We start from the raw sequence: 23854 nt of genomic DNA on the forward strand, positions 1-23854 counted from the left end.
TATGAGGGGTGACTACAATAGAATCGCCAACAATGTGATTACTATCCCAGATACAGTTTCCAAGGTAGTAATTAATGGTGCTGCGAATAACAACTGGGTAGTTTACAGCACAGAGGGATTTGCATTCCAAGATGGTGGAAACCAGTCAAATAAGAATATAGGTATTTAGTTGAAAAAAAGCTATAAAACTCTTGATGATTATATCTGTAGCCACTCTTCTATTTTAGTTAGGAGGAAAACGTTATATCGGCGCTTGGAAGAGAATAATATTTCTGAAGAAGAAGTCTCTCTTCTTATCGAAGAGTTAAAGACTAGGGTTAATACTTCATACATAAGTCCTATTATTAATCTATTATCAATTATAATAGCTCTTCTTTCAGTAATATTAAGCGCAATAATTTTATATTGTAATGCCGATAATCACATAGAAAAGAAACTTCTAAAAGATCTGGGAAATAGTTTTTTTGGAGGCCTTGTCTCCGCAGCAAATGTAGGTGCCATGTCTGACTTGGAAAGATTTATTTTAAAGGACCTACGTTTATTATTTTCAATCATAATATTTCTTGTAATCGTTATAACAATTGGTAGTATGTATAAATTTCTACAGAAAAGACTCCTATCGTCGCTATATGCATATAAACGTTTCCTAATAAAAAAGAAGAAGAAGTACCCAACTTTTTAATTGCAGGCAAAGGAATTAAAGGAATACATACTAGCTGATACAGAAAGACTTTACATAATTTTACGCAATGCTGGATTTCATGATTTCCGGGAGCGAGCCGAAGAAATTAGGTGCGCCTTGCCTAATTACACTAATCCTACGGGTGTCATGATTAGACTTAATAATTCGTTAAATACATCGCTGTTTGAATTGGGGTATTCCGGGGATATCTTTGGAGCCCTAGGCGTTGTTCTTGAAAAGCAATTTTATGAAGTGATGAGTTATATCCATAGCTTATTGGGACTGTCTAGCAATCATGTTGCCAACTCATTTGATCCATTGGCGACTTTAAAGAAGTTGTCGAAAAACTCTAATACTCAACATCGTCGGATAACAAATAATAAGTTATATGACAAAGGGGTTTTAAATAAATTTGTCAACGGAATTCATGCATCGGTAATTGAAGAAGGGATCTCCCCGGATATTGCTAGACGTTTTGATGTTATGTACGATCCACACTTAGATCGAGTTGTTTTCCCACATTATGATTGGAATGAATTTGACAAAGTTGTGGGTATTCAAGGGCGATCAACTATGTCTAAAGCCGAACTTGAATTAACAGGGACACCAAAGTATCTGAATTACATTAAGGATTATTACAAACTATTAAATCTGTATGGATATAATCAGTCTTGTCAAAATATTAATGATCATAAACGGATAATCTTATTTGAGGCTGAAAAGTCAGTATTAAAGGAGTTTACTTTGAGCCGAGGAGATGGGGTGTCAGTTGCCTTGGGTGGACACTCAATCAGCGAACAGCAAGTTGATTTTGTTTTACGCAAGTTACCTGTCGATGGGGAAGTAATTATTGCATTTGATCATGACGTAATGACTAAGGAACAAGAGGGAGAAGAATATATTTTGAGTCAAGCTAAGAAGTTCTCTCCGTTCCGCAAAACAAGTTATATATTTGATAGTTACAATATTTTGGGTGAAAAAGACTCGCCAATAGATAAGGGTAAAGTGATTTGGGATCACTTATTGAAATGGAGGAAAGTTATTAATTGATTGAGATTAAATAAAGAACAAAGAAAAGCCTTGGAAAAGAAATACGGGGTAGATAGAATTTGGAGCTTCTCACGCCTTCAAACATTTCACAATTGCATTCAGGAATATGTGCATCTATACCTCCGTCATGATGTACCACGAACAGATAATGTTTACACGATTTTTGGTAGTGAAGTCCATGACATTACTGAAGGACTGACTAAAAAAGAATTTGATTTAACTTCAGCTAAATCTTTATGGGATAACTTCGTAAAACGTTGGGAGAATGACCCCGATGGATTAAGATTTGATACTGAGAAGATTAAACAAGGTTATATTGGAAATCTCGGTCATTACTTTACTCATACAAATATTCCGGAAGGAAGTAAATTCCACACAGAATTACCAGTTATGACTAAAGTTGGTGGGACAAAAGAAAAGCCTCATTATGTATTTGTCGGATATATTGATACTGAATACATCGACAAAGAAGGTAATGTAGTCTTAGTAGATTATAAGTCTTCTAGTAAATCTAGCTTCTCGAAATCAAAGCTGCCAGAAAAGTCTATGCAATTAATGCTATATTCCATTGGTATTCATCAACAGGAAAACATTCCTTATGAAAAAATCAAGGCACGCTTTGACATGATGAAATATGTAACTGTCCATTATAAGCAAGAAAATGGTAAATGGAACACCAGTGTGCAAGAACGTTCGATTTGGGTTCTAAAAATGCAAAAGAAATTGGAAACCAAGTTAAAGAAATTAGGTATAGATAAAGAAGAAGCAAGAAAATTGATTCAAATTGCTTCACTTGCGAATAATATGGACAACCTTCCTAAAGAGGTTCAAGACCAATTTTATATAACTAATTATTATATTGAGTTAGATATTAATGAAGACGACTGTAATGATTTGTTGAGAAAGATTGAAAAACAATGTGATGAAATCATTGAGTTAGAACAATTATCACCAGATGCGCAAGATAGTTTTGCTGATGTGAATCATCATTATAATCCAGATGATTACTACGATAAAAAATTATGTGCATATCACACTTCTGCTAAGTTCTTGGAACAAGAGAAGACGTTAATTGGTAAACCACAGTCAGAATTTAAGATTGAAAATAAGGGTAATAATATTCTAGATTTATTTAAATCTGACAATAAGGAACGAAATGACGAAACCCTTATGAAAGAGTTATTTGCTTAGATGAGCTACAATTATTGGGTATCATTACATCAACACGATTATTTTTCGAATGCTGGTGGGTATTTTGAAATTGTGACGAGTACTAAGGACTATATCAAATATGCAAAGAAATATAATTTACCAGCGGTATGTATTACCAACCACGGAAATATCAGTGGATGGGTTCAAAGGAAACGAGACATTGAAGCAACAGGGTTAAAGTACATTCATGGCATGGAAGGCTATACTACGATGGATTTAGAAGATAAAAATCGTGGATATCATACTATTATGATTGCCAAAAATTATGATGGCGTTAAAGAGATTAATCGCTTATCCTCAAAGTCATTTAATCGTGACGATGGACATTTCTATTATCACGGAAGAATCACTTTTGATGAACTTCAACAAGTTGTCTCAAATGGAAATATTATTATAACCACCGCTTGTCTTGCTGGACCAATTGCTCAAAACTTAGTCTCTTCTGATATGAGCGATGAAGAGAGAACGAGTCGCAATAATGTATTACAACAATGGATAGAATTAGCCCGAAATAATCGCGATAACGTTTATCTTGAAGTTCAACCTCATGACAATGTGGAGCAAGCGGAATTAAATAGTGTTTTACAAGGTTATGCTAATCAGTATAATTTACAACTTGTTGCCTCTAACGATATTCATGCTTTGGATCAGGACCATGATCGTTTGCGCAAGATTATTAAGAAGGGCAAGCGAAATGGTTATGACAATGATGATCAATTCGAATTGTGGTGTAAGACTCGCTCTGAGATGGTTGATGAATTCAACAAACAGGGAGTATTAACACAAGAGAGCATCCAAAAGGCATTGGACGCCACTGTTGATATTGTTAATTCTGTTGAAAATTTCGAATTAGATAGAAATCCTAAGTATCCACAATTGTATGATAATCCAGAACAAGAATTTCAAAGAAGAATTAAACATGGGCTGCTAAAACGAGGTATAGATAAGCTCCCTACAGATGAACGCCGAGCGTATATTAATCGTGTTAATCATGAATATAGTGTCTATAAGCATAATGGTGCGATTGATTACATGTTATCACACCAAGATATTATCAATGCGGCTAAAGAGCATGGTATTCATTTTGGCCCTGGACGTGGTAGTGTTGGTGGATCTTTGATTGCCTATCTATGTGGTCAAACAGAGATGGATTCACTAAAATTGGGATTGAATTTTGAACGATTTATGAACCCAGAACGTGTTAGCCTTCCCGATATTGATGTAGACGCATTTAGCAAGGACCAAAAGTGGGTGCAACAATGGATTTTAACTAATCCTAAATGGCACGCCGCGTCAATTATGACCGCTAACACCTATGGACTAAAAGCTGCCATTAAAGCAGTCGCGGATGGTATGGATCGTTATGCTGGTAAACCAGCATATATTCAATCGATTCGCAACCAGATTGGTGATGATGGTGTTGTCCCAACCGAAGTGTATGAAGAACATCAACAATTGATTGATGACGCTAAAAAGGTAGTTGGTGTAATCGATTCGTTTGGACGCCATGCCGCAGGTATAATTATTGATACAAATACCATTGACGATACGCTTGGAGTACAGACTATTTCTGGCTGGGATTATCCAGTAACCCAGATAGACATGGGAGAAATCGAATATTTGAAAAATATTAAGTATGACGTATTAGGACTAGATAATATAGGGTTAATCTCACGTACCGCTGAATTAGCAGGGATTCCATTCCCCACACCAGATAGTGATTTTATTGATTTTGAAGACGAAGCCGTATGGAATTCAATGAGAGAAAACAACATTGGTGTATTCCAAATGGAAGGAGATCGTGCAGGTAAATTACTGCGTGATATGTTATCTTCAGAAACTATTCGAAATATTCACTCTAACGAAGCGGGTAAAGATGTTAAATACATGGACTTACTGAGCCTCGTTAATGCAGGACAACGCCCAGCAGGTTCAAGTTATGTTGATGCGGTTACTCATGGACGATTTAAAGATAATAATCATTCAGCACTAAATAAGTTCTTAGCTCCAACATTAGGACAGCTAGTTTATCAAGAGCAATTAATTCAATTCTTGGTTGAATTTTGCGGTCGAAGTGCAGGCGAGGCAGACGTTCTAAGACGTGCGGTGGGCCATAAGATCAAGTCGGTCATTGACGAAGAAGTCCCAAAGATACATAAAGATTTTATTAATACTATGGTTACAAAATACAATGATTCACCAGAGCACGCTGAAAAAATAGCTGATGACTTCATTCAGGTTTTCATGGATGCGGCCAATTATGGTTTCTCCATCAATCACTCAATGGCCTATTCGTATATTGGTTATATTTCGACTTGGTTGCGTTATTACTACCCACTAGAATGGTGTACGGCAGCATTCCAGATTTGGGAAGGTAAGCAAGATAAACTTAATCGCGTAATTAGTTTTGCTAAAGAACATAATATTCAATTAAAATCATTTGAGTTTGGTAAGTCAAAAAGTGGATATTACCTAGAGAAGAACTCGAAAACTATTTACGAAGGAACGACTTCCGTTAAAGGCGTATCAAGCGATGTGGGAGATCAATTATACTTATTACACGATAAGCAAAATAAAACTTTTACGGATTTATTAATGGATATCTATGATAATTCACAAGTAAGTATTAAAAGTATTGACGGAAACTTAAAGCCCGGAACATATGATATAAAAGAGCTTTACAATTCGTTCAATGAAGATGAATTAAAACAATTGGATAAGTTAGTGAAAGTCAAGTCGGATACAGTAACCACTAGATACAATCAGGCGTTTGCAGTTACACAACGTGACTTGTTAAACTTAATATTGCTGAATTTCTTCTCTGATTTTGGTTCGCCGAAGAAGTTAAAATCTGTTTATGAAAAGTTTCATAAAACTTACAAGCCTAAAAATAAGAGATTCGTTGGTAAAAGCCAAAAATATCACGAATGCTTAGAATATGAAAAGTCGTTAGACGATGATGACTTCCCATTAATTACTACGCTACAAAACGAATATGATTTACTAGGTAGATGCCTAACTACTAATAGTAATATTCCATCTAATTATGCTTTTATTACCAGTCTAATAGTAAGAAGTAATAAAGTCATTGTAGGACTGTACTCAATTAAACATGGGAAAGAAGTCAAAGCGTTTGTCTCTAAAAGACTTTATAACTCAAGTAGTATCGCAAAAGGAGATCTCATCAAAGTTGGTGATACTACAGCTCGACCAAAGACTATTATGCAGGACGGTAAATGGGTGAAGAGTAGGACTGACAAGGACTTATGGATCGACAGTTTTGAACATGTTAACAAGGCTAATTAAATGAAGACTTTCCAGATTACTATTACTAACGAATGGTTTAACGCAAGCGAAGAATTAATTGCAGTTGTGCAACAGTTGTACGATTTGCGTACAGCATTACTTAAAACAAAATCATTGGAAGGCTACAAGGCTTACTGTGATTGCTACGCTAAGATGAATGCTTTATTGCGCAAGATAACTAAGACTGAAACAGCTAATGTGATGCTATGTAAGGTTGAACGTAGCATCTGCTGGATCTTGGAACTTAATTATCTTGAAGATGGCGATTCTCCAATTGAAATCTATGATTGGCCGTCTATAGAGGAATTAAACGAAGAAGGCCTAGATACTCTCAAAGGAGAAAATATTACAGTAGTTCGCATAGACGAAGAACTAGAAGATAATGACGAAGAGGGCTTTATCGAAGAATTAGCGGACGAATTTGAATAAATGATAGAAACAATCATTAATGACTTAAAAGCAATTGTTGATGAAATTAGTGCGGAGAGCTCTAATAACAACAAAATTACTATCTTAAAGAAGAATGCGGATAATGAAGAGTTCAAAAAGCTATTAAAGTTTGTCTATGACGACTTTATTCGTACAGGATTATCAGTAAAAATGTTGAATGAAACCCCAAGATCAAGTGTTGTGGCCACGGATTATACTGGTGACTATACTCTCGATGGTTTGATGAATTATATAACGGAACATAATACCGGGACCCTATCCACTGTATACTTGATTCAAGACTTTGCTTCATTATTTGATGATGACACTAAGCAGTTTATCTATCAAATTTTTGGTAAAGAATTAAAGATCGGTATCACGGCTAAAACTATTAATAAAGCGCTAGGCAAGGGATTTATCCGTGAATTTAATATTCAGTTAGCACATCCGTATCATAAGTATACAGAAAAGGTTCCAGGCAACGAATTTACCTTAACTCAAAAATTAGACGGTCATAGAGCTGTGTTCATTGTTAAGAATGGCAAGGGGCAATTCTATACGCGTAAGGGATTACCTATTCATAGATTAGAGATACAAACAGAACAAGCATTAAAGCTTGCTGAATTGCTTGGAAATTATGGCGCTGAGGACTATGTATTAGACGGAGAACTATTGTTATCTAATGATGAAAATATGGAAACAAAAGATTTGTTCCGTGCCACCTCACGTATATTACGTAGTGAGACTGCCGATAAGAGTGATATTCAATATAATGTCTTTGACGCGCTGCCTACTAAGGAGTTTGAGGAAGGTAAGTCTGAAAATACATTTGACGATCGTAAAAGCTTCTTGACGATGGCTTTTAGTGACTTTGATTACAATGAACCACAATCAATTGATCACATTCATCTTGTTAGAGATTTATATGTGGGTTCTGATATTTCAGTGATTAAAGATTTACAACAAAACCTAGTAGAGCCAAATGGTTGGGAAGGGCTTATGCTAAATCTTAATAATGAATATTATGTAACCAAGCGAACAAGTGGATTGCTTAAAATTAAGGAGTTCTTTGATGCTGACGTCTTGGTGAAGGATATATTCGAGGGGACCGGCAAGTTTAAAGGAACCCTTGGCGGAATTATTGTTGATTACAAAGGATATGATATTCGTGTCGGGTCTGGATTTACGGATGCTGATAGAGAATGCTATTGGAATAATCCAGATGAGATTATTGGCAAGATAGTTGATATTAGCTATTTTGAAGAAACACATAACCAGAAGAACGACGATATCAGTCTTCGTTTTCCCACATTTCTCTCAGTAAGATTTGACAAGACACCTGCCGATATTTCATATGAGGTTTAGATGTCTTACATAGCGAAGAATAAAGCAGGAACATGGTTTGGACAAAAAATAGAAAAAGATGGCTATAAGTTTGATTCAATTAAGGAATATAACTTTTACGAAAATTTTGTTAAGCCATCTGGATTAAAGTTCGAAGTGCATAAAGGATTTAAGTTGCATCCTATTATCGAACTACAAAATGGTGATTTAAGACTTAGGTCGAGTATTTATACACCGGACTTTGTTCTTTATAACAAAGATGGTGGAATGAAGCATGTAATTGATATTAAATCAGGATTTACTCAATTCGCTATTGATTCTGCCGCAGCGTTACGATTCAAATTATTTGCTGATAAATACAAAGTTCCCGTTGAAGTTATTGTTCCAAGAGTTCATGACTTTCGAGTGAAGATCATGGGGACTACGAAGAAATTTGACCCACTTATTAGAGAAAATTTGACGTATGACACATCTGAATTAGTAAAGGAAGCTTTTTCGAATTTGAAGGGTTGATTGGCTTCAATTTGGGGGAAGACATTCGGTAAACGAAATGCTAAGAAAAACGTTACCCGAGAATTGTCTGAAAAGATTATTGAATACAAAAATGACTATGGTTACGAAACAATTGCAGAAGCAGTGGTTCAAGTAGGTAATTCATACGAATTTGCCAAAGATATGGATCACGCAGCTCCAATTTATGCAGTATGGAGAAGTGCTAAGGAGCTAAATGTACTTGATATAGCCGTTATGAGAGCCATTACTGAACAGGATAAATATGAAGATGAATCTGATGATAGCGATGATTCGAGTGCAGCTTTAGCAACAGCTTAAATGAAGTTTATCGACTTTTTTGCCGGAATTGGCGGTTTCCATTCTGGTTTAGAGAATGCCGGGCACGAAATGGTCGGTTGGGTTGAATGGGATAAATTTGCTCGTCAATCATATGAAGCAATGTATGACACAGAAGGGAAGTATACAGCTAATGACATTAAATCAATTAAAGATGGAAAAGAACTCCCAAAAGCAGACCTCTGGGCGTTCGGTAGTCCATGCACCAACATCAGTTTGGCCGGCAATCGAAAAGGACTCCAAGGAGAACAATCAAGCATGTTCTTTGAAGTTATCAGACTCCTTAAAGACAGAACTTGGGAAGAGAAACCTTCCTATCTCCTCATGGAAAATGTTAAAAACCTTCTTGGTTCAAACAAAGGATTTGACTTCTTCCGAGTTCTCTATGAAATGGACGAAGCTGGGTATGATGTCGAATGGGAAGTGTTTAATTCCAGCTGGGTTATCCCTCAAAACCGTGAACGGGTATACATCATTGGGCACAAGCGCGGCATAGAATATAAACCCGTCTTTCCTATCAATCGCGGTGAACTAGAGAAGAAGCGAAAGTACAACGTTCTACGTGATGTGCTTGAAACTAGTGTAGATAGCAAGTTTTACCTTTCTAAAGATAAGGTGGAACAATTACTAGTCAACGATAAAAAATCCACCTTTTTGAATACTGGTAAAGTCAAAATTTTTGGGAACACTTCAAACACAGGACATGGCAGTGAAGACGTGTTACAGGAAGACGGAGTATCAAAGACATTAACTGCTACCAATTATAGACATCCAGTTAAAGTCGCCACCGAAGTAAAGCAGGTTGGAAATATTAGTCATTCAACTAGCTTTGGAGGAAATCCTCAAACAGGACGTGTTTATGATGAGTCTGGATTATCCCCTACATTAAATACGATGCAGGGTGGTGGAAGAGAACCAAAAGTTTTAGTCGAACCATGTTTAACTCCTGATAGAGTTAATAAACGGCAGAATGGACGGCGTTTTAAGAACAATGATGAGCCAAGTTTCACGTTAACTGCGGCCGATCGTCATGGGATTTTGCTTAGTAACGGTAAAACATATGTTATTAGAAAATTGACTCCACTTGAATGTTGGAGATTGCAAGGGTTCACAGATGAACAGTTTAACAAAGCAAAGGAAGCTGGAGTAAGTAATAGTCAGCTTTATAAACAAGCCGGTAATGCGGTAACAGTACCAATCGTCGAAGCAATTGGAGAGAAATTAAATGAAAAACTGGTTAAAGAATAAATGAAAAACTGGTTAAAGAATAACAAGTATAAAATTATCATTTTACCTGCGGTTTTATTAGTTGGAATCTTTATTGGTACTTGCACTAATAAGACAGTATATGCAGATGAAGATTCACCGTTAAAGTCAATTGGTGGTTGGGCGTTTATTTACCGTTCAGGACTAGCTGTAGATAAAGAAACCCATGTTCAATATATTGTAGTAAAGAATGGTGATGGTATCTCTGTTACTCCACGGTTAAACGCAAATGGAAAGCCAATGACAAAATAAATGACAGGATTAAAAGCACAAATTAAGAAATACTTACGTAGCAACGGAATTAACATGATTACTAATGAACAAGGTCGTTCAATTCGTTTAGGTAATGCTAAGACGCAAGACTTACTCAAGGTAGCAGTAAAGCATGGTTTCTAAATGGTTTCTAAAACTTTAACTAGAGAGAAGAAAATTAAAAATATTCATACATTAACAGCAACAAATTGTCCTTATTGTCATAAGTCAGATCCAATTTATACCTTTACAGATAATTGGAATTCGACACTCGCTACAAAGCATATTGTGTTGAGTCACTCTTGTATAAATGAGGAAGATGATATTTTTGAAATTTGTCCCGATTATGGGAATAAGGTCGGTGTACTTGTAGAATTTAATTTTTGTCCTATGTGTGGAAGAGATTTGAAGGGGGTGGAAGAATGAATGACTAACGAGGAATTTATTGCAGTAGCAAAGGCGAAAGTCTTTGAGAACTATAGGGATAGAATAATCAATAATTTTGCTGCGTTTCCCGACTCACCAAAAGTTTTTGTCGCTTGGTATACGAAAATATTACAAAATCACAAAGCATTATTAGGTGTTTCTGATCCATATGATCAACATTATTACGAAATCACATATAACGGTGATAAGGGTGAATTGTACCTAGACGTATATAACAAGGAAGAGAATGTTTGCATCAAGGTGAATGAGAATGAGTAGATGAATATTTCCCATTTATTCACTCGTGTCACTCCAATTTCCTCTAGGTACACTCTTGATTCTGCTATCAATAAGATGACAAAAATCAAAAATATTCATATGACAACCCATCAATAAATGTACGACTTATTAGAAATTTTAGTATGGACTATTGGTGGAGTTTTCTTCTTTTCACTGTTCATATTATGTGGTGCATTCATGTCATCAGGTCATTTTATTTTAGGGCTTGGAACTTTTGCCCTTATCATTTTTATGCTTCTTTGTGTAGTACACGCAGCCTTGTAAATGTCAACTAAATTATTTGGAACAAAATGTCCATATTGTCATTTTGTTGACGCTACTGATCCTGATAGCGATCCATTAGACACTATTATCAGTTCAGATAACGACGTAGAACTATTTATAAAGCCTGATCGAACATTTGAAGCTATCCTCAACTGCTATGACGGGGTTGATGGAGATTATAGTTTCACATACAAGATTCCCAATACACTTAATTATTGTTATCACTGTGGCCGTCGCTTAGATGAGAAAGAGGGCGTAGATTGGAACGATCTATTAGTAAAGATTGGATTCACATTATCGTTGCTCCTCGTTCCTATCAGCGTAACTTTAGCAATTACAGTAAATCCAAACTTTTTATGTGGAGTTATGTTGGGAATTACTTTAACATTCATTTCTATTGTTTGGGCGGATTAGATGGCAAAAGACGATATTGCGAAAATAAGAAAGAAATTAACAAAACTAATTAGAAAATTTAACAAGGAACAAGTTGAGTATGCTGCTGTAGGAAAGCACGCAGACAATACAGATATTGTAATGATTATAGGTAGTTGGGGCGCAGATTCTCTACGGCATATTTTAACTATTCGTCCCGGTGGAATTTATTCTACAGGTAAAGATACGTTTAAGATTAATGACAACTTATTAGTATTTATGACGAATGCTTATGAGTTGGTTAAAAAGTTAGATGATATTGAAATTCACAGTGCTAATGTCCCAGACTTGGATGCAAATGACATTCCAACAATTAAAAACCCATTTGGGAACATTGACTCAATTACACAAGGCATTCAAGGGTTTAAGCCTAAGGTAGAGTTATAAATGGTAGCAACTAAAGGATTTAAGTACCCTGATCGTGAATTATATGATTGGGTATTAAATGAACTACATAAACGACATATTAATAATGAAACAATTGGTGAAATTGCATACGAAATGCAACACCAATACTTACCGGAATTAACCGTAGAAGATTTCGGCAAGGAATTAGACGAAGTATTAAAGAAGCGAGAAGTATTGAATATTCTTGCGACAGGGTTTGCCTTAGACAATTTGGCTCAAGATGGATTGTTACCAGAACCGCTTCAATCCATTGTTGCCAACGATTCTGGGGTTTTTGGAGTGGATGAGAGCCTTAGTTTAAGCCTTTCACAGCTTTATGGTTCTATTGCAGTAACCAACTATGGCTATACCGATAAAAATAAACCTGGTATTGCTGCCCAGCTTGATAATAGTAACGGTCAAGTTAATACATTCGCAGATGATTTGGCTTTAGCTCTTGCTTCGGCAGTAATTGGTCGCTGTGGTCATGGCTCCAAGCTAGAACTTGAAGACAATACCGTAGAAGGTAAACAAATTAATGATGAATTTAAAGAACTCAAGTTTGTGGTAAACGGTAAAGAAGTGAGACCCCAAGGCGATCTACGTTATTTTGCAAAGCCTATTAAGAGTGATCACAAATTCCCTAATTGGGATCTAAATAATTTTGCAAATGATTTAGGAAAAACAATTAATGAATCGCGTGAACTCGCAGATAGATTAGAAGAAGAATTTAATCATGATTATTATGTTAACTTGAAAGTAGGCATGGATGAAGAGTTTGCTTGGCAACTAGCTATTGACCTATTAGATAATCAAATGGAATTAGTCGATGTAATTTTCGTCGATTTAGAACACTTCCTTGACTACGTATATCTTGAAGTCGATTCGTCTAGTGAGTTTGTTGACACGGCACAAATGATTGCTCAATTCGTATTTGAACATGACCTATATCCATATCCAGAGGACAGTAACGATTTAGAAGAAGCAGATGACGAAGACAATGAACTCGATATGAGTGAAATGGCCAAGGCGCTTGCTACAATTACCCCATTATTCATGGAACACTTCAGCTCATTAATGAAGTCTGGATCACTAGATAGTCTAAGTGATATGTTGCGCGCCGAAAAAGATAATCGAAAGGACGATGCTAATGAATAAATGAATAACGAAACACAAGAAAACATTGATATGAAATTGAGCCCAGATAATATTTACGGCTACATTTTTACAACCCAGGGCTATTCAGAAGATCAAGACGATAAACGTAAGAAACCATTATTCTTCTGGAAGGGATTCCATATGTATCCACTTGTTGTGCAAAATCCAGAAGACTATGATTTTGAAGACCCAGATTTTGATGCAACGGAATTGGAATTCTTGGTTTGTACAGAAGGTGGAGACCAAGATAACTATGAGTATGTTGAAATGAATGCAACAGAACTGCGTGATTTCTTACGTGCGCATCCAGCATTCCGCATGTTCCCAGCAGCAGACTTATTTGAAGAATTACATGTGATTTAAATGCGAGGCAAATCATTGTCCTTGCTAACCACAGCTCACAATTACCAAGAACAAGATAAAGATGTTTTGATCATGACCAGTGCCATAGATGATCGCTATGGCGTTGGAAAGGTTTCTAGTCGAGTAGGATTAAGTTGTGAAGCACAACCAATTAAACCAGAAGATAACGTAATTGAATTGATTACAAAATCATTGAAGCTGGATACAGAAGGAAGAACTGTTTGGCCACACTGTATTTTAATCGACGAAGCCGAATTCTTAACTGCACAGCAAGTCGTTGATTTAGCTAATATTGTTGACACATATAATATTCCAATCATCTGTTATGGTTTACGAACCGATTTTCAATGTAACTTATTTGAAGGATCAAAAACATTGTTTGAAGTGGCCGACAAGTTAGAGGAAATCAAAACAGTTTGTCAATGGTGTGATCATAAAGCAACAATGAACTTGAGAATGGTAGATGGCGCTCCAGTTTATGATGGAGATCAAATTCAAATTGGTGATCAGGAATATATTTCGGTTTGCCGCTACCATTACACAAATCCAGTAATTAAAGTAACTAAGAAAAATAAAGAAAAGGAAGTATGAATGGGAGCATTGGCACTAGGTCTTGTAGCAACAGGAACAACAGCAAATGCCGACACAACTATTGACAGCAACCACGTGCAAGTAGAAGCGGGTGACACATTATCTGCCATCGCTCAAAAGCACGGAACGGACGTTGATACTCTTGTGCGTGATAATCATATTGCAAACAAACATTTAATTCACGTAGGAGATAAGTTGGTTGTTATGCCTGGTGTAAAGAACACCGATGTAAACGGGCAAGATACCGATAATCATGTAACGAACCCTGTAACTACACCAACTAGCGACCAACAAAATACTACAACTAATAACACACCAGTTAATCAACAAACATCTGTAGCAAGTGGTGTATCAGGTATCTATGCCTCAGGTTCAGAGGCTGAGGCAAAGGCTTGGATTGCACAACGTGAATCTGGTGGTAGTTATACTGCTGCAAATTCGCGGTACTATGGTAAATTTCAGCTTGATGTCTCATACCTTAACGGAGATCTAAGCCCTGAAAATCAAGAAGCTACAGCTGATCGATATGTTGCGCAAAGATACGGTTCGTGGACTGCGGCCAAATTATTTTGGCAACAAAATTCATTCTACTAGATGAAACAGTTAGTCTTGCCTATAAAAGACTCTTATGTGTTATCTGAAGTACAAGATACGTTATTAAATAACTTTAAAGCTGGTGTTAGAAACTACACTATATTCCAAGTAGGAAAAGCAACCTTACTTCGAGTAAGTGATGTACTCAGATTAAAACAAGAAGATATCTATGATAAATATGGCGAGGTAAAAAGAAACGCATTTATTAAAGATAAGAAAACGGGCAAGCAAAATACGTTGTATTTAAAACCTGTCCGTGAAGATTTAGAGAATTACAAAAAATGGTTAGAAGAAAATAATTATTATCAAACTACGCCATGGCTATTTCCATCGACTACCAGGCCAAATAAACATATCGATGAAAGAAGGTATTATACGATTATGCATAAAGTTGGAGATCTCCTGGACATTCCATATCTGGGAACACACACCATGAGAAAGACTGGAGCATATCGAGTTTATGTACAGAGTAATTATAATATCGGATTAGTCATGTCATTACTTAACCATTCATCAGAAGAAATGACCCTGAGATATTTGGGATTAGATCAAGTATCTCGAGAAAGACTATTAGATAAGATTAATTTCGGTTAAATGCAGCCATTATATATTTTGCAGGGACTTATAAGTCTCATTATTCTATTTCAAATAATTGCTACTTCACTTTTTAATAGGAAGAAAAAGCATTGGATTGCTATTGCACAAATGAGTTTAAGCGTTGTTGTTTTAGCTCTTGTCTCAACAGAGTTATTTGTTATTGGACATGTAAGCATTCCAGTAGTAATTATATTCATTCTTCAATGCGCATTGATTCGGATATTTTGGAGGACGCTTAAACAGTTCGAAAAATAGATGAGTAATAAGATATACCGTGTTTTGGATGAAGAGTCAGGTACTTATATCAGTAAAGTTGCCGGATTTATACGATCAGAAAAATATACAAAAGTTGATTCAGCTTATGTCTACAACAAAGAGCAAGCAACAAAGATAGTCAAACTAATGAATTATATGCGTGACCATATGTTAAAAGAAGAAAATTTACCTTCGAAATTAGAGGAAAGTCTTCGAAGCCAAACTCTTGCCATTATTGAGGTAGAACTAAAAGACGTAAAACTATCTTTAGAAGAAATTAGCAAGGCTCTTGAAGCAGCAAAAGCAAAGAATATACCCGAAGAACAAGCTTTTAGGAATGCTCAATGGGAAAGAATCCGTCGATATCACGACTATTTTGATTACGAGATTAGTACCCCAAGTCACCAATACATCTATATGCATGATTTCTTTTAGTTGAAAGGACCAATTTTAAATCCTACTAAAAAATTATTACGAAGGGCCAATAGAAAAATAGAAGAAATATATAATCCACGAAAGAAACAAGCTTTATTCGTGTTCACCACTAACCTTGATGGGTATCATCTTACCTATAAAATGAGTTTAGACACTTTCGCTGCCTTGGGTACAGCGATTTCGTACACCATAATAAGCGAAATTCCCGCTAAAGATATCGATAGTAAAGAATATATCCTATTTCTCTTTTCTATTTATAATAAATGGAACAAGTTACCCATGGTTTTTAGAGGCTATACGCCAGAACAGGTTAAATGGTTTATGAAAAAATTTGGAAATAGAATATACAATGAAAAATCTACAGTAGATTGGTGGAAAAACACTTATTAAATGACAAAAAGTAGCACGCAAACTTTCTACGGTACCAATAACCGTAAAAACCAGACACATAAGACGCGGCGACAGGTTGTTGAAGAATTTGTTGATGAATGGGTCGATAAAGATAACAATGGAATTATCAAGGAAGATGCTAACCGACAACCGTTTATAGATGATCTATTGAGAAGAGTATGTGGTATTGAACAGCCAACACAATATATCCAATATGAGAAGGATGTTCAAGTTAAAGCTGATGGGGAAGTTACCACTCGGCGGATTGATGGTTACATTCCTTCTACTAAGGTTATGTGGGAAATGAAAGGAAGCAACAAGAAAGACCTTACTAAACCAATCGTTCAATCTGGTGGAGATATGCTTACACCATACGAACAAGCAAAACGTTATGCTAACTTCTTGCCACAAAACGAACAGCCACGATGGATTGTTATATCTAACTTTGTAGAAATAGATATTCATGACATGAATAAGCCTTTAGCTGATCCAAAAGTTATTATGCTTAAAGACTTAGCGACTAATTATAAGGCTCTCGACTTCATGGTTGATACTAATCAACAGCAAATTATTGATGAAAAGCAACTGTCAGTTGATGCGGGTAACTTGGTAGCAAAGATTTATGATGAGTTATCTAAAGCCTACTCGCTACATGCTAATATTGATGACCCCAAGATTCAAAGCAGTTTGAATATGTTGATTGTTCGATTAGTATTCCTTCTATACGCTGATGATACAGGTATTTTGGGACAAGAAAACATGTTTCAGAACTTCCTGGAACGACGTGAACCACGTGATATTCGTCCAGCCCTTATCACGCTATTTGAGACGCTTGATAAGGACCCCGACAAGGGCGAACGTGATGAATTCTTGGACCAGGAATATCTTCAATTTAAGTATGTTAACGGTGGAATGTTTAGTAATGAGAATGTTACTATCCCTCAATTCACCCAAGAATTAAAAGATCTCATTGTAAATGAGGCTGGTAAGGGTTTTAATTGGTCTGATATTAGTCCAACCATTTTTGGTGCGGTATTTGAGTCTACACTGAATCCAGAAACACGTCGATCAGGCGGTATGCACTATACTTCGATTGAAAACATCCACAAGGTTATTGATCCACTGTTCTTAGACGACTTACGTAATGAGTTTGATAAAATTCAAAACATGCCTAACGTCAACCAACGAGTTGACGCGGCTAGAGAATTCCAAGATAAGATAGCTAAACTTAAATTCCTTGACCCCGCTTGTGGTTCTGGGAATTTCCTTACCGAAACATATTTGTCCTTGCGTAAACTCGAGAATGAATGTCTCAAGATTATTGTTGGTAATAACATGCTATTAAATACTGATAGCGATATTCGAGTTAAAGTCAAAATTCAGAACTATTATGGCATTGAAATTAATGATTTTGCCGTTTCAGTTGCTCGGACAGCAATGTGGATTGCTGAAAGCCAAATGTGGGAACAGTCTCAGGACATTATTTATTCTCAAGACGATTTCCTGCCATTGGATAGCAATGACTCTATTTACGAAGGAAACGCTCTTCGCATGAATTGGTCTGACATTGTTAAGCCATATGAGCTGGACTATATTATGGGGAATCCTCCATTTATAGGTTCCTCTATGATGACAGATGAGCAAAAAGATGACTTGAGGGACGTATGTCTGTCAATCAAAGACAAGCCGGTAAGAGGCGTAAAGAAAATAGATTATGTTGCAGGTTGGTATTTTAAGTCTGCAAGATTCATTCAAGGATCCACGATATCTTGCGCTTTTGTTTCTACCAATTCTATTTCTCAAGGTGAGCAAGCGGCAAATATTTGGGATACTTTGAATCATGATTACGGAATCATTATAAGTTTTGCCTATCGGACATTTGTGTGGAATAATGAGGCGCAAAACAAGGCACATGTTCATGTGATAATTGTTGGGTTCTCAGTTAAAAGTGAAGTAAATAAAATCATATTTGACGAAAGTGGCAGGCCTACTATCTCTAAGAATATATCAGGTTATTTAACCGACTCTTCGAATATCTACATTAAGAGTATTGGACACCCGATTTCAGGTCATAATACACTGACTAAGGGGAATCAACCATCCGATGGCGGAAACCTGATCTTATCAAAAGAAGAGGCGGATAGTTTGATGAGTCAAGACACAAATCTGTCAAAAGTAATAAAGCCCTATCTAGGAGCAAGAGATTATCTTCATAATGATGAGTCTCGTTATTGCTTATGGCTCCGCAATGTTAGCCCGTCATTATATGCAAACAACAGAAAAATACACGATAAATTGCAAGCGGTTAAGGAATTTAGAAGCAAAAGTAGTGCTAAGCCGACACGCCAAAAGGCTAATACACCTGCCCTGTTTTTTTCGACACCTCAAAAAGAAAAAACCAATTATATTGTAATACCTCGTGTTTCATCACAGCGTAGAGAGTACATTCCGATGGGAATAATTAACGATTCAATCATTGCAAGTGATGCTGTATCTATAACAGAAATGACTTCGTTAGCCGAATTTGGTGTATTGGAATCGTCAACACATATGTCTTGGATGCGTTTGGTGGCCGGAAGACTGAAATCTGATTATAGGTATAGTGGGAGAGTTGTATACAATAACTTCCCATGGCCTATGTTAAGCGATGCACAAAAACAAAAGATTTCTAAAACAGCTCAGGCCATCCTTGATGCCCGCAACATCTATCCAGATAGTTCGCTTGCCGATTTATATGATCCACTGACGATGCCAGTTGAACTCCGCAGAGCTCACGAAGAAAATGATAAAGCTGTTCTTAAAGCATATGGATTGAAGTCAAGCGCAACCGAACAAGAGATTGTGCAGCGGCTATTTGAAATGTATGAAGAATTAACCAAAACGGAGGATTAGATGCAAAAATCAACAATAACATTAATTTGGACGATTACAGCTGTAGTATTAATACTTTTCAGCAGTTTCTTCATTCACAAAGAGAATATTGCGCCTGTGATTAATATAATTGGGTGCCTTATCCTAGTAAGAGAATTTACACAAAACTTTGGTAAAGGAAGTAAGAAGGTTATTTTCTGGGGTTATATAGGGATAGCTGCATGTTTGGTAGCTGTTTTCATAGATTTAATTCTACTAGCCTTCTAAATGAAAATTAAACATAAATGGATAATTCCATTATTACTCTTGGTTACTATTGGTCTTGTTGGATGTAGTAGTACTAATGGCAAAAGTCAGGGATCTAAAACTGGTCCACAATCTCAAGAGGAAAAGCAAGCGCTTACCGGTGTTTATAAGATAAGCGATAAATACAATAAAACAGATGATGGAACACCTCAGCCTAGTTACTGGTACTTTAAGAAAAACGGTAAGCTCTTGCATTGTACGCCTCAAGTAAATTCAACAAACCAAAATAGTGACACAGATCTTTGGTATGGTGAAGCCGATCGAGGTACATGGAAATCATTAGGTAATAATATGTTTGAACTTAAAATGCATGATGTGTATGATAATGACTATTACACCATCAAAGCAAAACTTAGTGGTAACAAATTATATACCTATTCTAATTCTAAGAATGCTAAATATAGTTGGAGTGCAGATGTAAACACAAAGCAATCGTCTATGACATATTCTGATTTCATGGATATGTTTAACAAGGCTAAAGACTCTGACCAGAAAGGCATTCAAGAGAGCGGCTATACTAAACCTGATAATGATTCGTCGTCAAACGGCAGCAATAATTCTTCTTCAAATAGCGATAGCGATTCTTCATCTACATCAGCCGATCCAGACGAAATTGGTAAAGCTGTTTATGCCCGAGTTTTCCCATCTGAACAAGTTGATTCTGTTGAACAAAATGGAGATAGTTATTATGTAAGTAACGAATATCACAGTGCTGATAGTACTGTCGAATTCCAAATTAATGGAGATACAGTTACTTACTGGACACAAGCTGATGGTGATACAACTGCTGACGGGAAGAATGATGCCCACACTGTAAGTATCAAAGATTTACTTGGCAACTAAATGGAAGTGGAACAGCAGGTTAAAGCGGATATTACGGACTTTACTGAAAAGGCCATCTCAGCGAACTCAGCGAAAAACGAGCTTGCCGTAGCGAAATATGCCTCCTGTACTTTGATTATTTAAATGACTGAAGATATTCGAATAATTAAAACAAAAGAGAATATTCAAAATACTTTTATTAATATAATGGCAGAACAAGACTTTGAAAAAATTACTGTAAAAGCAATTACATCTCGTGCACGGATAAATAAAAGCACTTTTTATCGAAATTACACAGATAAATACGATCTTTTTTATAGTATTATTAACAATTTATTAAGAGAATACAAAGCTACTCTTTCCCCTGATTTTTTTGAATTAGTAAGCATCGGATCTATTGCCGCAATTGAAAAGGCGATAAATCCAATTATTGATTTTTTTGATCAAAATAAGAGGACCTTATTGATTATTCATTCTTGCCAACTATCATCCATACTTTTTGATGGTATGGTAACGGAACTTCATGACGTTTTAATAAAAAAAACGGATAAAAAAGATTCTCTTGTTAAAAGCTTTTATTGCACTTTAATTGCCAACAACATCCTAACATCCATTAAATGGTGGCATACTTATAATAACCATCGCATGAGCAAAATGGACTTTATAAATGTGGTTACAACAACGATTAATGAAGGAATCGTCTCAAGCATTGATTAGATGAAAAATCAATATTTCCCAAAGTTATTTAGGCATGGGAAGATAGGTAACGTGGAGATAAAAAATCGGATTGTTCGCAATTCTATGGGCACATACCTTGGTAATCCTGATGGTTCTGTAAGTGAGGATCAAATTAAGGCATATGCACAAGCAGCTAAGGGCGGTGCTGGTCTAATTTTTATGGATAACGTTACTCCTGTTGCTATGACATCTTGCGGGTTACGAGCTGATGATGATCGTTTTATTCCTGGATTATCTCGCCTAGCCGATGCTGTCAAACTAAATGGGGCAGTAGCTGGAATGCAGATTGCTCACCCCGGTCGTGACGCTGGTTTTGTTGGAAGCGAGGACGTAGTTGCTGCTTCACCAGTAACTTATGAGCCTTGGTATCAACATGGTGCAAAATTACCGCGTGCATTAACAATTGATGAAATTCATTCCCTAGTGGAAAAATTTGGTGATGCAGCCTTACGTTGTAAAAAGGCCGGTTTTCAAATTTTAGAAATTCATGGTGCTGCAGGATGCTTACCAACTAATTTCCTTTCGCCACATGATAATCAAAGAACCGATATGTACGGTGGGTCATTACATAACCGAATGCGATTCCTTTTAGAGATCATTCAAAATATTAAGCAGAAATGCGGGACTAACTTTCCAGTTGGCGTAAAACTATCTACAGAAGATTGGGAACCTGCTGGAATTACATTAGATGAAACAATCCAAGTAGCAAAAGCACTTGAAAAAGCAGGGTGTTCGCACATTAATCTAATCTGTGGTACACATGCAACTTCGGACCGTGAATTTTTAATGCCAAATGAATTTAATAATAAAGAAACCAAAGCTATTCAAGATGCGGTAAGCATTCCTTGCTTTGCAGGACATAATATTTTTACACCTATCGAAGCTGAAGATGCGCTCGAAAAGGGAGCCGGAGATTTCGTTGCGCTTGGTCGTTCACTGTTGGCAGATCCGATGTGGGCTAAGAAAGCACAGGAAGGTCATCCTGAAGATATAGTTCCCTGCATTAACTGCCTAGTCGGATGCTTAGATCGTGGCTTATTAAGTAATAATGTTATTCACTGTGCCGTTAATCCATCTTTGTACCATTTCGAAAATGATGATCATACCAAGGCGAAGGAAGCCAAGAAAGTAGCCGTTGTTGGTGCAGGGCCAGGGGGCTGCGAAGCGGCACTAGTCGCTGCTCAGCGCGGACATAAGGTTACTCTATATGAAAAGAGAGCGCTTGGTGGCGCGATGATTGAAGCGGCCGTCCCAGATAATAAGCGAAACATTAATAACCTAATAAAATATTATCACCATGAAATTGCTCATAATAAAAACATATCTGTTATTGATGAAACAGCTACTGTAGACAAGATAAAAGCCGATAATTTTGATGCTTGTGTAGTTGCTATTGGTGGTAAAGAACGTAACTTAAAAATTAATGGTGCAAAAAATGGTGCTTCAATTATTTCAGCAATGGATTATCTTAATGGTAGTCAAAAAGCAAATGGTCAGAATATTGTTGTTATAGGTGGAGGTATTACCGGTGCTGAAACTGCTCTAGAATTAAATAAATCTGGTAAGAATGTAACAATTGTTGAAGTTACCGATCATTTTTTGTCTCATCAAGCAACATCATCTAGTAGTCGTGCTTATGCATACGCTATTAGCAAAACCAATATTAAGGTGTTAACAGGGTTAAGACCGACTAGTTTAACTGATAAGAAGCTAACTTTAGTTGATCGTTTTGGAAATCAAAAAATGATTCCTGCTGATATGCTTATTTCTGCGGCAGGATTTATTCCACAACATGAACTTTATGACCGCTTAACTGAAGAAACAAATATGCAAGTTTTCAATGTTGGAGACTCAAAGTATGTTCGTCAGATTTATGATGCAATTCACGAGGGTTATATCGCTGCTAAACAACTATAAATGTCTGAACTATTTAACGCACTTAAAACAAACGTTAAAGGAATTGCTTCCGATTTTCAAGATCACGCCCAAAAGAGATTATACGAAAAAGAAAAAGAGAATTTTGACTCTTTATCTGAAGAGGATAAGCAGGTAGTCTTAGCGGCAGATGAAATGATAGCAATAACTTCTGATCATTATCCACACAAAGACTACGAAGTAATTGGAGACGCCTTTGGAGTCTTTGTTGCCTCAAAAAATGCTCTTAGCGATTTTGGAGCAAGCGCCAAAAACCTTATCGGTGGTGAACTTGGTGGATATTCTAAAATGAATATGACTGCAAAAACTCTGGCAGTTAGACGTATGAAGATTGATGCTGCCAATCAAGGAGCCGATGCGGTTATCGCTATGAGATTAAATCAAAGTGCTTCTGGAATTGGAAACAGCGATAATATGCTTACTTTTAGTGCTTATGGAACAGCAATTAAGTTTATAGAACAATGAATGTTCCTAAACATGAACCCCTTTGATAGCTTATGGAAAGTTATCTGGGCCATGCAAGGACTAACCCCAGGTGTACAATATGCTACCTTGATCACTTTTGTAGTGGTCGTAAGCATTATTGCACTCACTATTTGC

31 protein-coding genes are annotated in these 23854 nt (G+C 36.4%); all 31 read left to right on the top strand.

The annotated features are described in order from the left end of the window. Position 1 precedes the first annotated feature (1 nt). The 31 genes from HHK02_RS00995 to HHK02_RS01140 all read left to right on the top strand — a co-directional run bounded on the left by HHK02_RS00995 (position 2) and on the right by HHK02_RS01140 (position 23719). Complete coding sequence (locus tag HHK02_RS00995; protein ID WP_181462592.1) at positions 2 to 169, top strand: hypothetical protein; 168 nt, start codon at positions 2 to 4, stop codon at positions 167 to 169. Beyond that, positions 170 to 682, top strand: coding sequence for a hypothetical protein (locus HHK02_RS01000; protein ID WP_181462593.1), 513 nt, complete (start codon positions 170 to 172; stop codon positions 680 to 682). Then, positions 683 to 1732 (top strand): DNA primase, encoded by a 1050-nt coding sequence (locus HHK02_RS01005; RefSeq protein ID WP_181462594.1) that lies wholly within the window; start codon positions 683 to 685, stop codon positions 1730 to 1732. Then, on the top strand, positions 1733 to 2923 hold the full coding sequence (locus HHK02_RS01010) for a PD-(D/E)XK nuclease family protein (protein ID WP_181462595.1): 1191 nt from the start codon (positions 1733 to 1735) through the stop codon (positions 2921 to 2923). Next, the gene (locus HHK02_RS01015; protein WP_181462596.1) at positions 2924 to 6250 is read left to right on the top strand and encodes a PHP domain-containing protein; all 3327 of its coding nucleotides are present in this window, start codon (positions 2924 to 2926) and stop codon (positions 6248 to 6250) included. Continuing rightward, the gene (locus HHK02_RS01020; RefSeq protein ID WP_181462597.1) at positions 6251 to 6679 is read left to right on the top strand and encodes a hypothetical protein; all 429 of its coding nucleotides are present in this window, start codon (positions 6251 to 6253) and stop codon (positions 6677 to 6679) included. After that, positions 6680 to 8044: an ATP-dependent DNA ligase gene (locus HHK02_RS01025; RefSeq protein ID WP_181462598.1), complete on the top strand. Its 1365-nt coding sequence runs from the start codon at positions 6680 to 6682 to the stop codon at positions 8042 to 8044. Then, the gene (locus tag HHK02_RS01030; RefSeq protein WP_181462599.1) at positions 8045 to 8536 is read left to right on the top strand and encodes a DUF1064 domain-containing protein; all 492 of its coding nucleotides are present in this window, start codon (positions 8045 to 8047) and stop codon (positions 8534 to 8536) included. It abuts the gene before it with no gap. After that, on the top strand, positions 8537 to 8854 hold the full coding sequence (locus HHK02_RS01035; RefSeq protein ID WP_181462600.1) for a hypothetical protein: 318 nt from the start codon (positions 8537 to 8539) through the stop codon (positions 8852 to 8854). Beyond that, positions 8855 to 10120, top strand: a complete 1266-nt coding sequence (locus tag HHK02_RS01040; RefSeq protein WP_181462601.1) for a DNA cytosine methyltransferase — start codon at positions 8855 to 8857, stop codon at positions 10118 to 10120. Continuing rightward, positions 10121 to 10390 carry a DUF6440 family protein gene (locus HHK02_RS01045; protein WP_181462602.1) on the top strand — a complete coding sequence of 90 codons (270 nt, stop codon included), beginning with the start codon at positions 10121 to 10123 and terminating at the stop codon, positions 10388 to 10390. Then, complete coding sequence (locus HHK02_RS01050; protein ID WP_003676647.1) at positions 10391 to 10534, top strand: hypothetical protein; 144 nt, start codon at positions 10391 to 10393, stop codon at positions 10532 to 10534. Further along, positions 10535 to 10816, top strand: coding sequence for a hypothetical protein (locus HHK02_RS01055; RefSeq protein ID WP_181462603.1), 282 nt, complete (start codon positions 10535 to 10537; stop codon positions 10814 to 10816). Beyond that, a complete protein-coding gene (locus HHK02_RS01060; RefSeq protein ID WP_181462604.1) occupies positions 10817 to 11095 on the top strand; it encodes a DUF6275 family protein in 279 nt (92 codons plus the stop codon). Positions 11096 to 11212: 117 nt separating this feature from the next. After that, a complete protein-coding gene (locus tag HHK02_RS01065; RefSeq protein WP_181462605.1) occupies positions 11213 to 11380 on the top strand; it encodes a hypothetical protein in 168 nt (55 codons plus the stop codon). Further along, positions 11381 to 11794: a hypothetical protein gene (locus HHK02_RS01070; RefSeq protein ID WP_181462606.1), complete on the top strand. Its 414-nt coding sequence runs from the start codon at positions 11381 to 11383 to the stop codon at positions 11792 to 11794. Next, entirely contained in the window at positions 11795 to 12199 is a 405-nt protein-coding gene (locus HHK02_RS01075; protein WP_087214335.1) for a hypothetical protein, read from the top strand. Then, entirely contained in the window at positions 12200 to 13357 is a 1158-nt protein-coding gene (locus HHK02_RS01080) for a phosphatidylglycerophosphatase A family protein (protein ID WP_181462607.1), read from the top strand. Beyond that, positions 13358 to 13720 (top strand): hypothetical protein, encoded by a 363-nt coding sequence (locus HHK02_RS01085; protein WP_003676633.1) that lies wholly within the window; start codon positions 13358 to 13360, stop codon positions 13718 to 13720. Beyond that, positions 13721 to 14311 (top strand): thymidine kinase, encoded by a 591-nt coding sequence (locus tag HHK02_RS01090; RefSeq protein WP_181462608.1) that lies wholly within the window; start codon positions 13721 to 13723, stop codon positions 14309 to 14311. It abuts the gene before it with no gap. After that, on the top strand, positions 14312 to 14905 hold the full coding sequence (gene apf / locus HHK02_RS01095) for an aggregation-promoting factor (protein WP_003676631.1): 594 nt from the start codon (positions 14312 to 14314) through the stop codon (positions 14903 to 14905). Next, entirely contained in the window at positions 14906 to 15499 is a 594-nt protein-coding gene (locus tag HHK02_RS01100) for a tyrosine-type recombinase/integrase (RefSeq protein ID WP_181462609.1), read from the top strand. It abuts the gene before it with no gap. 258 nt (positions 15500 to 15757) lie between these two features. Next, positions 15758 to 16192, top strand: a complete 435-nt coding sequence (locus HHK02_RS01105) for a hypothetical protein (protein ID WP_181462610.1) — start codon at positions 15758 to 15760, stop codon at positions 16190 to 16192. Continuing rightward, positions 16193 to 16582, top strand: a complete 390-nt coding sequence (locus HHK02_RS01110) for a hypothetical protein (RefSeq protein ID WP_181462611.1) — start codon at positions 16193 to 16195, stop codon at positions 16580 to 16582. Beyond that, positions 16583 to 19474, top strand: a complete 2892-nt coding sequence (locus HHK02_RS01115; RefSeq protein WP_181462612.1) for a DNA methyltransferase — start codon at positions 16583 to 16585, stop codon at positions 19472 to 19474. After that, positions 19475 to 19720: a hypothetical protein gene (locus tag HHK02_RS01120; protein WP_181462613.1), complete on the top strand. Its 246-nt coding sequence runs from the start codon at positions 19475 to 19477 to the stop codon at positions 19718 to 19720. Beyond that, positions 19721 to 20602 carry a hypothetical protein gene (locus HHK02_RS01125; RefSeq protein WP_181462614.1) on the top strand — a complete coding sequence of 294 codons (882 nt, stop codon included), beginning with the start codon at positions 19721 to 19723 and terminating at the stop codon, positions 20600 to 20602. Then, positions 20603 to 20725, top strand: coding sequence for a DotU family type IV/VI secretion system protein (locus tag HHK02_RS12835; protein WP_263851075.1), 123 nt, complete (start codon positions 20603 to 20605; stop codon positions 20723 to 20725). Then, positions 20726 to 21298, top strand: coding sequence for a TetR/AcrR family transcriptional regulator (locus HHK02_RS01130; RefSeq protein WP_181462615.1), 573 nt, complete (start codon positions 20726 to 20728; stop codon positions 21296 to 21298). Continuing rightward, positions 21299 to 23236, top strand: a complete 1938-nt coding sequence (locus HHK02_RS01135) for an NAD(P)/FAD-dependent oxidoreductase (protein WP_086142056.1) — start codon at positions 21299 to 21301, stop codon at positions 23234 to 23236. Beyond that, positions 23237 to 23719 carry a heavy metal-binding domain-containing protein gene (locus HHK02_RS01140; protein WP_117115131.1) on the top strand — a complete coding sequence of 161 codons (483 nt, stop codon included), beginning with the start codon at positions 23237 to 23239 and terminating at the stop codon, positions 23717 to 23719. The last annotated feature ends 135 nt before the right edge of the window (positions 23720 to 23854 follow it).

The sequence above is a fragment of the Limosilactobacillus reuteri genome (assembly GCF_013694365.1).
Lineage (GTDB): Bacteria > Bacillota > Bacilli > Lactobacillales > Lactobacillaceae > Limosilactobacillus > Limosilactobacillus reuteri_E.

Coding starts and splice junctions, on each gene's coding strand:
- apf (WP_003676631.1), top strand. CDS start 14,312: ATGGGAGCATTGGCACTAGGTCTTGTAGCAACAGGAACAACAGCAAAT.
- HHK02_RS01120 (WP_181462613.1), top strand. CDS start 19,475: ATGCAAAAATCAACAATAACATTAATTTGGACGATTACAGCTGTAGTA.
- HHK02_RS12835 (WP_263851075.1), top strand. CDS start 20,603: ATGGAAGTGGAACAGCAGGTTAAAGCGGATATTACGGACTTTACTGAA.
- HHK02_RS01085 (WP_003676633.1), top strand. CDS start 13,358: ATGAATAACGAAACACAAGAAAACATTGATATGAAATTGAGCCCAGAT.
- HHK02_RS01090 (WP_181462608.1), top strand. CDS start 13,721: ATGCGAGGCAAATCATTGTCCTTGCTAACCACAGCTCACAATTACCAA.
- HHK02_RS01025 (WP_181462598.1), top strand. CDS start 6,680: ATGATAGAAACAATCATTAATGACTTAAAAGCAATTGTTGATGAAATT.
- HHK02_RS01055 (WP_181462603.1), top strand. CDS start 10,535: ATGGTTTCTAAAACTTTAACTAGAGAGAAGAAAATTAAAAATATTCAT.
- HHK02_RS01015 (WP_181462596.1), top strand. CDS start 2,924: ATGAGCTACAATTATTGGGTATCATTACATCAACACGATTATTTTTCG.
- HHK02_RS01105 (WP_181462610.1), top strand. CDS start 15,758: ATGAGTAATAAGATATACCGTGTTTTGGATGAAGAGTCAGGTACTTAT.
- HHK02_RS01115 (WP_181462612.1), top strand. CDS start 16,583: ATGACAAAAAGTAGCACGCAAACTTTCTACGGTACCAATAACCGTAAA.
- HHK02_RS01065 (WP_181462605.1), top strand. CDS start 11,213: ATGTACGACTTATTAGAAATTTTAGTATGGACTATTGGTGGAGTTTTC.
- HHK02_RS01080 (WP_181462607.1), top strand. CDS start 12,200: ATGGTAGCAACTAAAGGATTTAAGTACCCTGATCGTGAATTATATGAT.
- HHK02_RS01070 (WP_181462606.1), top strand. CDS start 11,381: ATGTCAACTAAATTATTTGGAACAAAATGTCCATATTGTCATTTTGTT.
- HHK02_RS01135 (WP_086142056.1), top strand. CDS start 21,299: ATGAAAAATCAATATTTCCCAAAGTTATTTAGGCATGGGAAGATAGGT.
- HHK02_RS00995 (WP_181462592.1), top strand. CDS start 2: ATGAGGGGTGACTACAATAGAATCGCCAACAATGTGATTACTATCCCA.
- HHK02_RS01050 (WP_003676647.1), top strand. CDS start 10,391: ATGACAGGATTAAAAGCACAAATTAAGAAATACTTACGTAGCAACGGA.
- HHK02_RS01100 (WP_181462609.1), top strand. CDS start 14,906: ATGAAACAGTTAGTCTTGCCTATAAAAGACTCTTATGTGTTATCTGAA.
- HHK02_RS01045 (WP_181462602.1), top strand. CDS start 10,121: ATGAAAAACTGGTTAAAGAATAACAAGTATAAAATTATCATTTTACCT.
- HHK02_RS01020 (WP_181462597.1), top strand. CDS start 6,251: ATGAAGACTTTCCAGATTACTATTACTAACGAATGGTTTAACGCAAGC.
- HHK02_RS01140 (WP_117115131.1), top strand. CDS start 23,237: ATGTCTGAACTATTTAACGCACTTAAAACAAACGTTAAAGGAATTGCT.
- HHK02_RS01030 (WP_181462599.1), top strand. CDS start 8,045: ATGTCTTACATAGCGAAGAATAAAGCAGGAACATGGTTTGGACAAAAA.
- HHK02_RS01060 (WP_181462604.1), top strand. CDS start 10,817: ATGACTAACGAGGAATTTATTGCAGTAGCAAAGGCGAAAGTCTTTGAG.
- HHK02_RS01075 (WP_087214335.1), top strand. CDS start 11,795: ATGGCAAAAGACGATATTGCGAAAATAAGAAAGAAATTAACAAAACTA.
- HHK02_RS01040 (WP_181462601.1), top strand. CDS start 8,855: ATGAAGTTTATCGACTTTTTTGCCGGAATTGGCGGTTTCCATTCTGGT.
- HHK02_RS01125 (WP_181462614.1), top strand. CDS start 19,721: ATGAAAATTAAACATAAATGGATAATTCCATTATTACTCTTGGTTACT.
- HHK02_RS01130 (WP_181462615.1), top strand. CDS start 20,726: ATGACTGAAGATATTCGAATAATTAAAACAAAAGAGAATATTCAAAAT.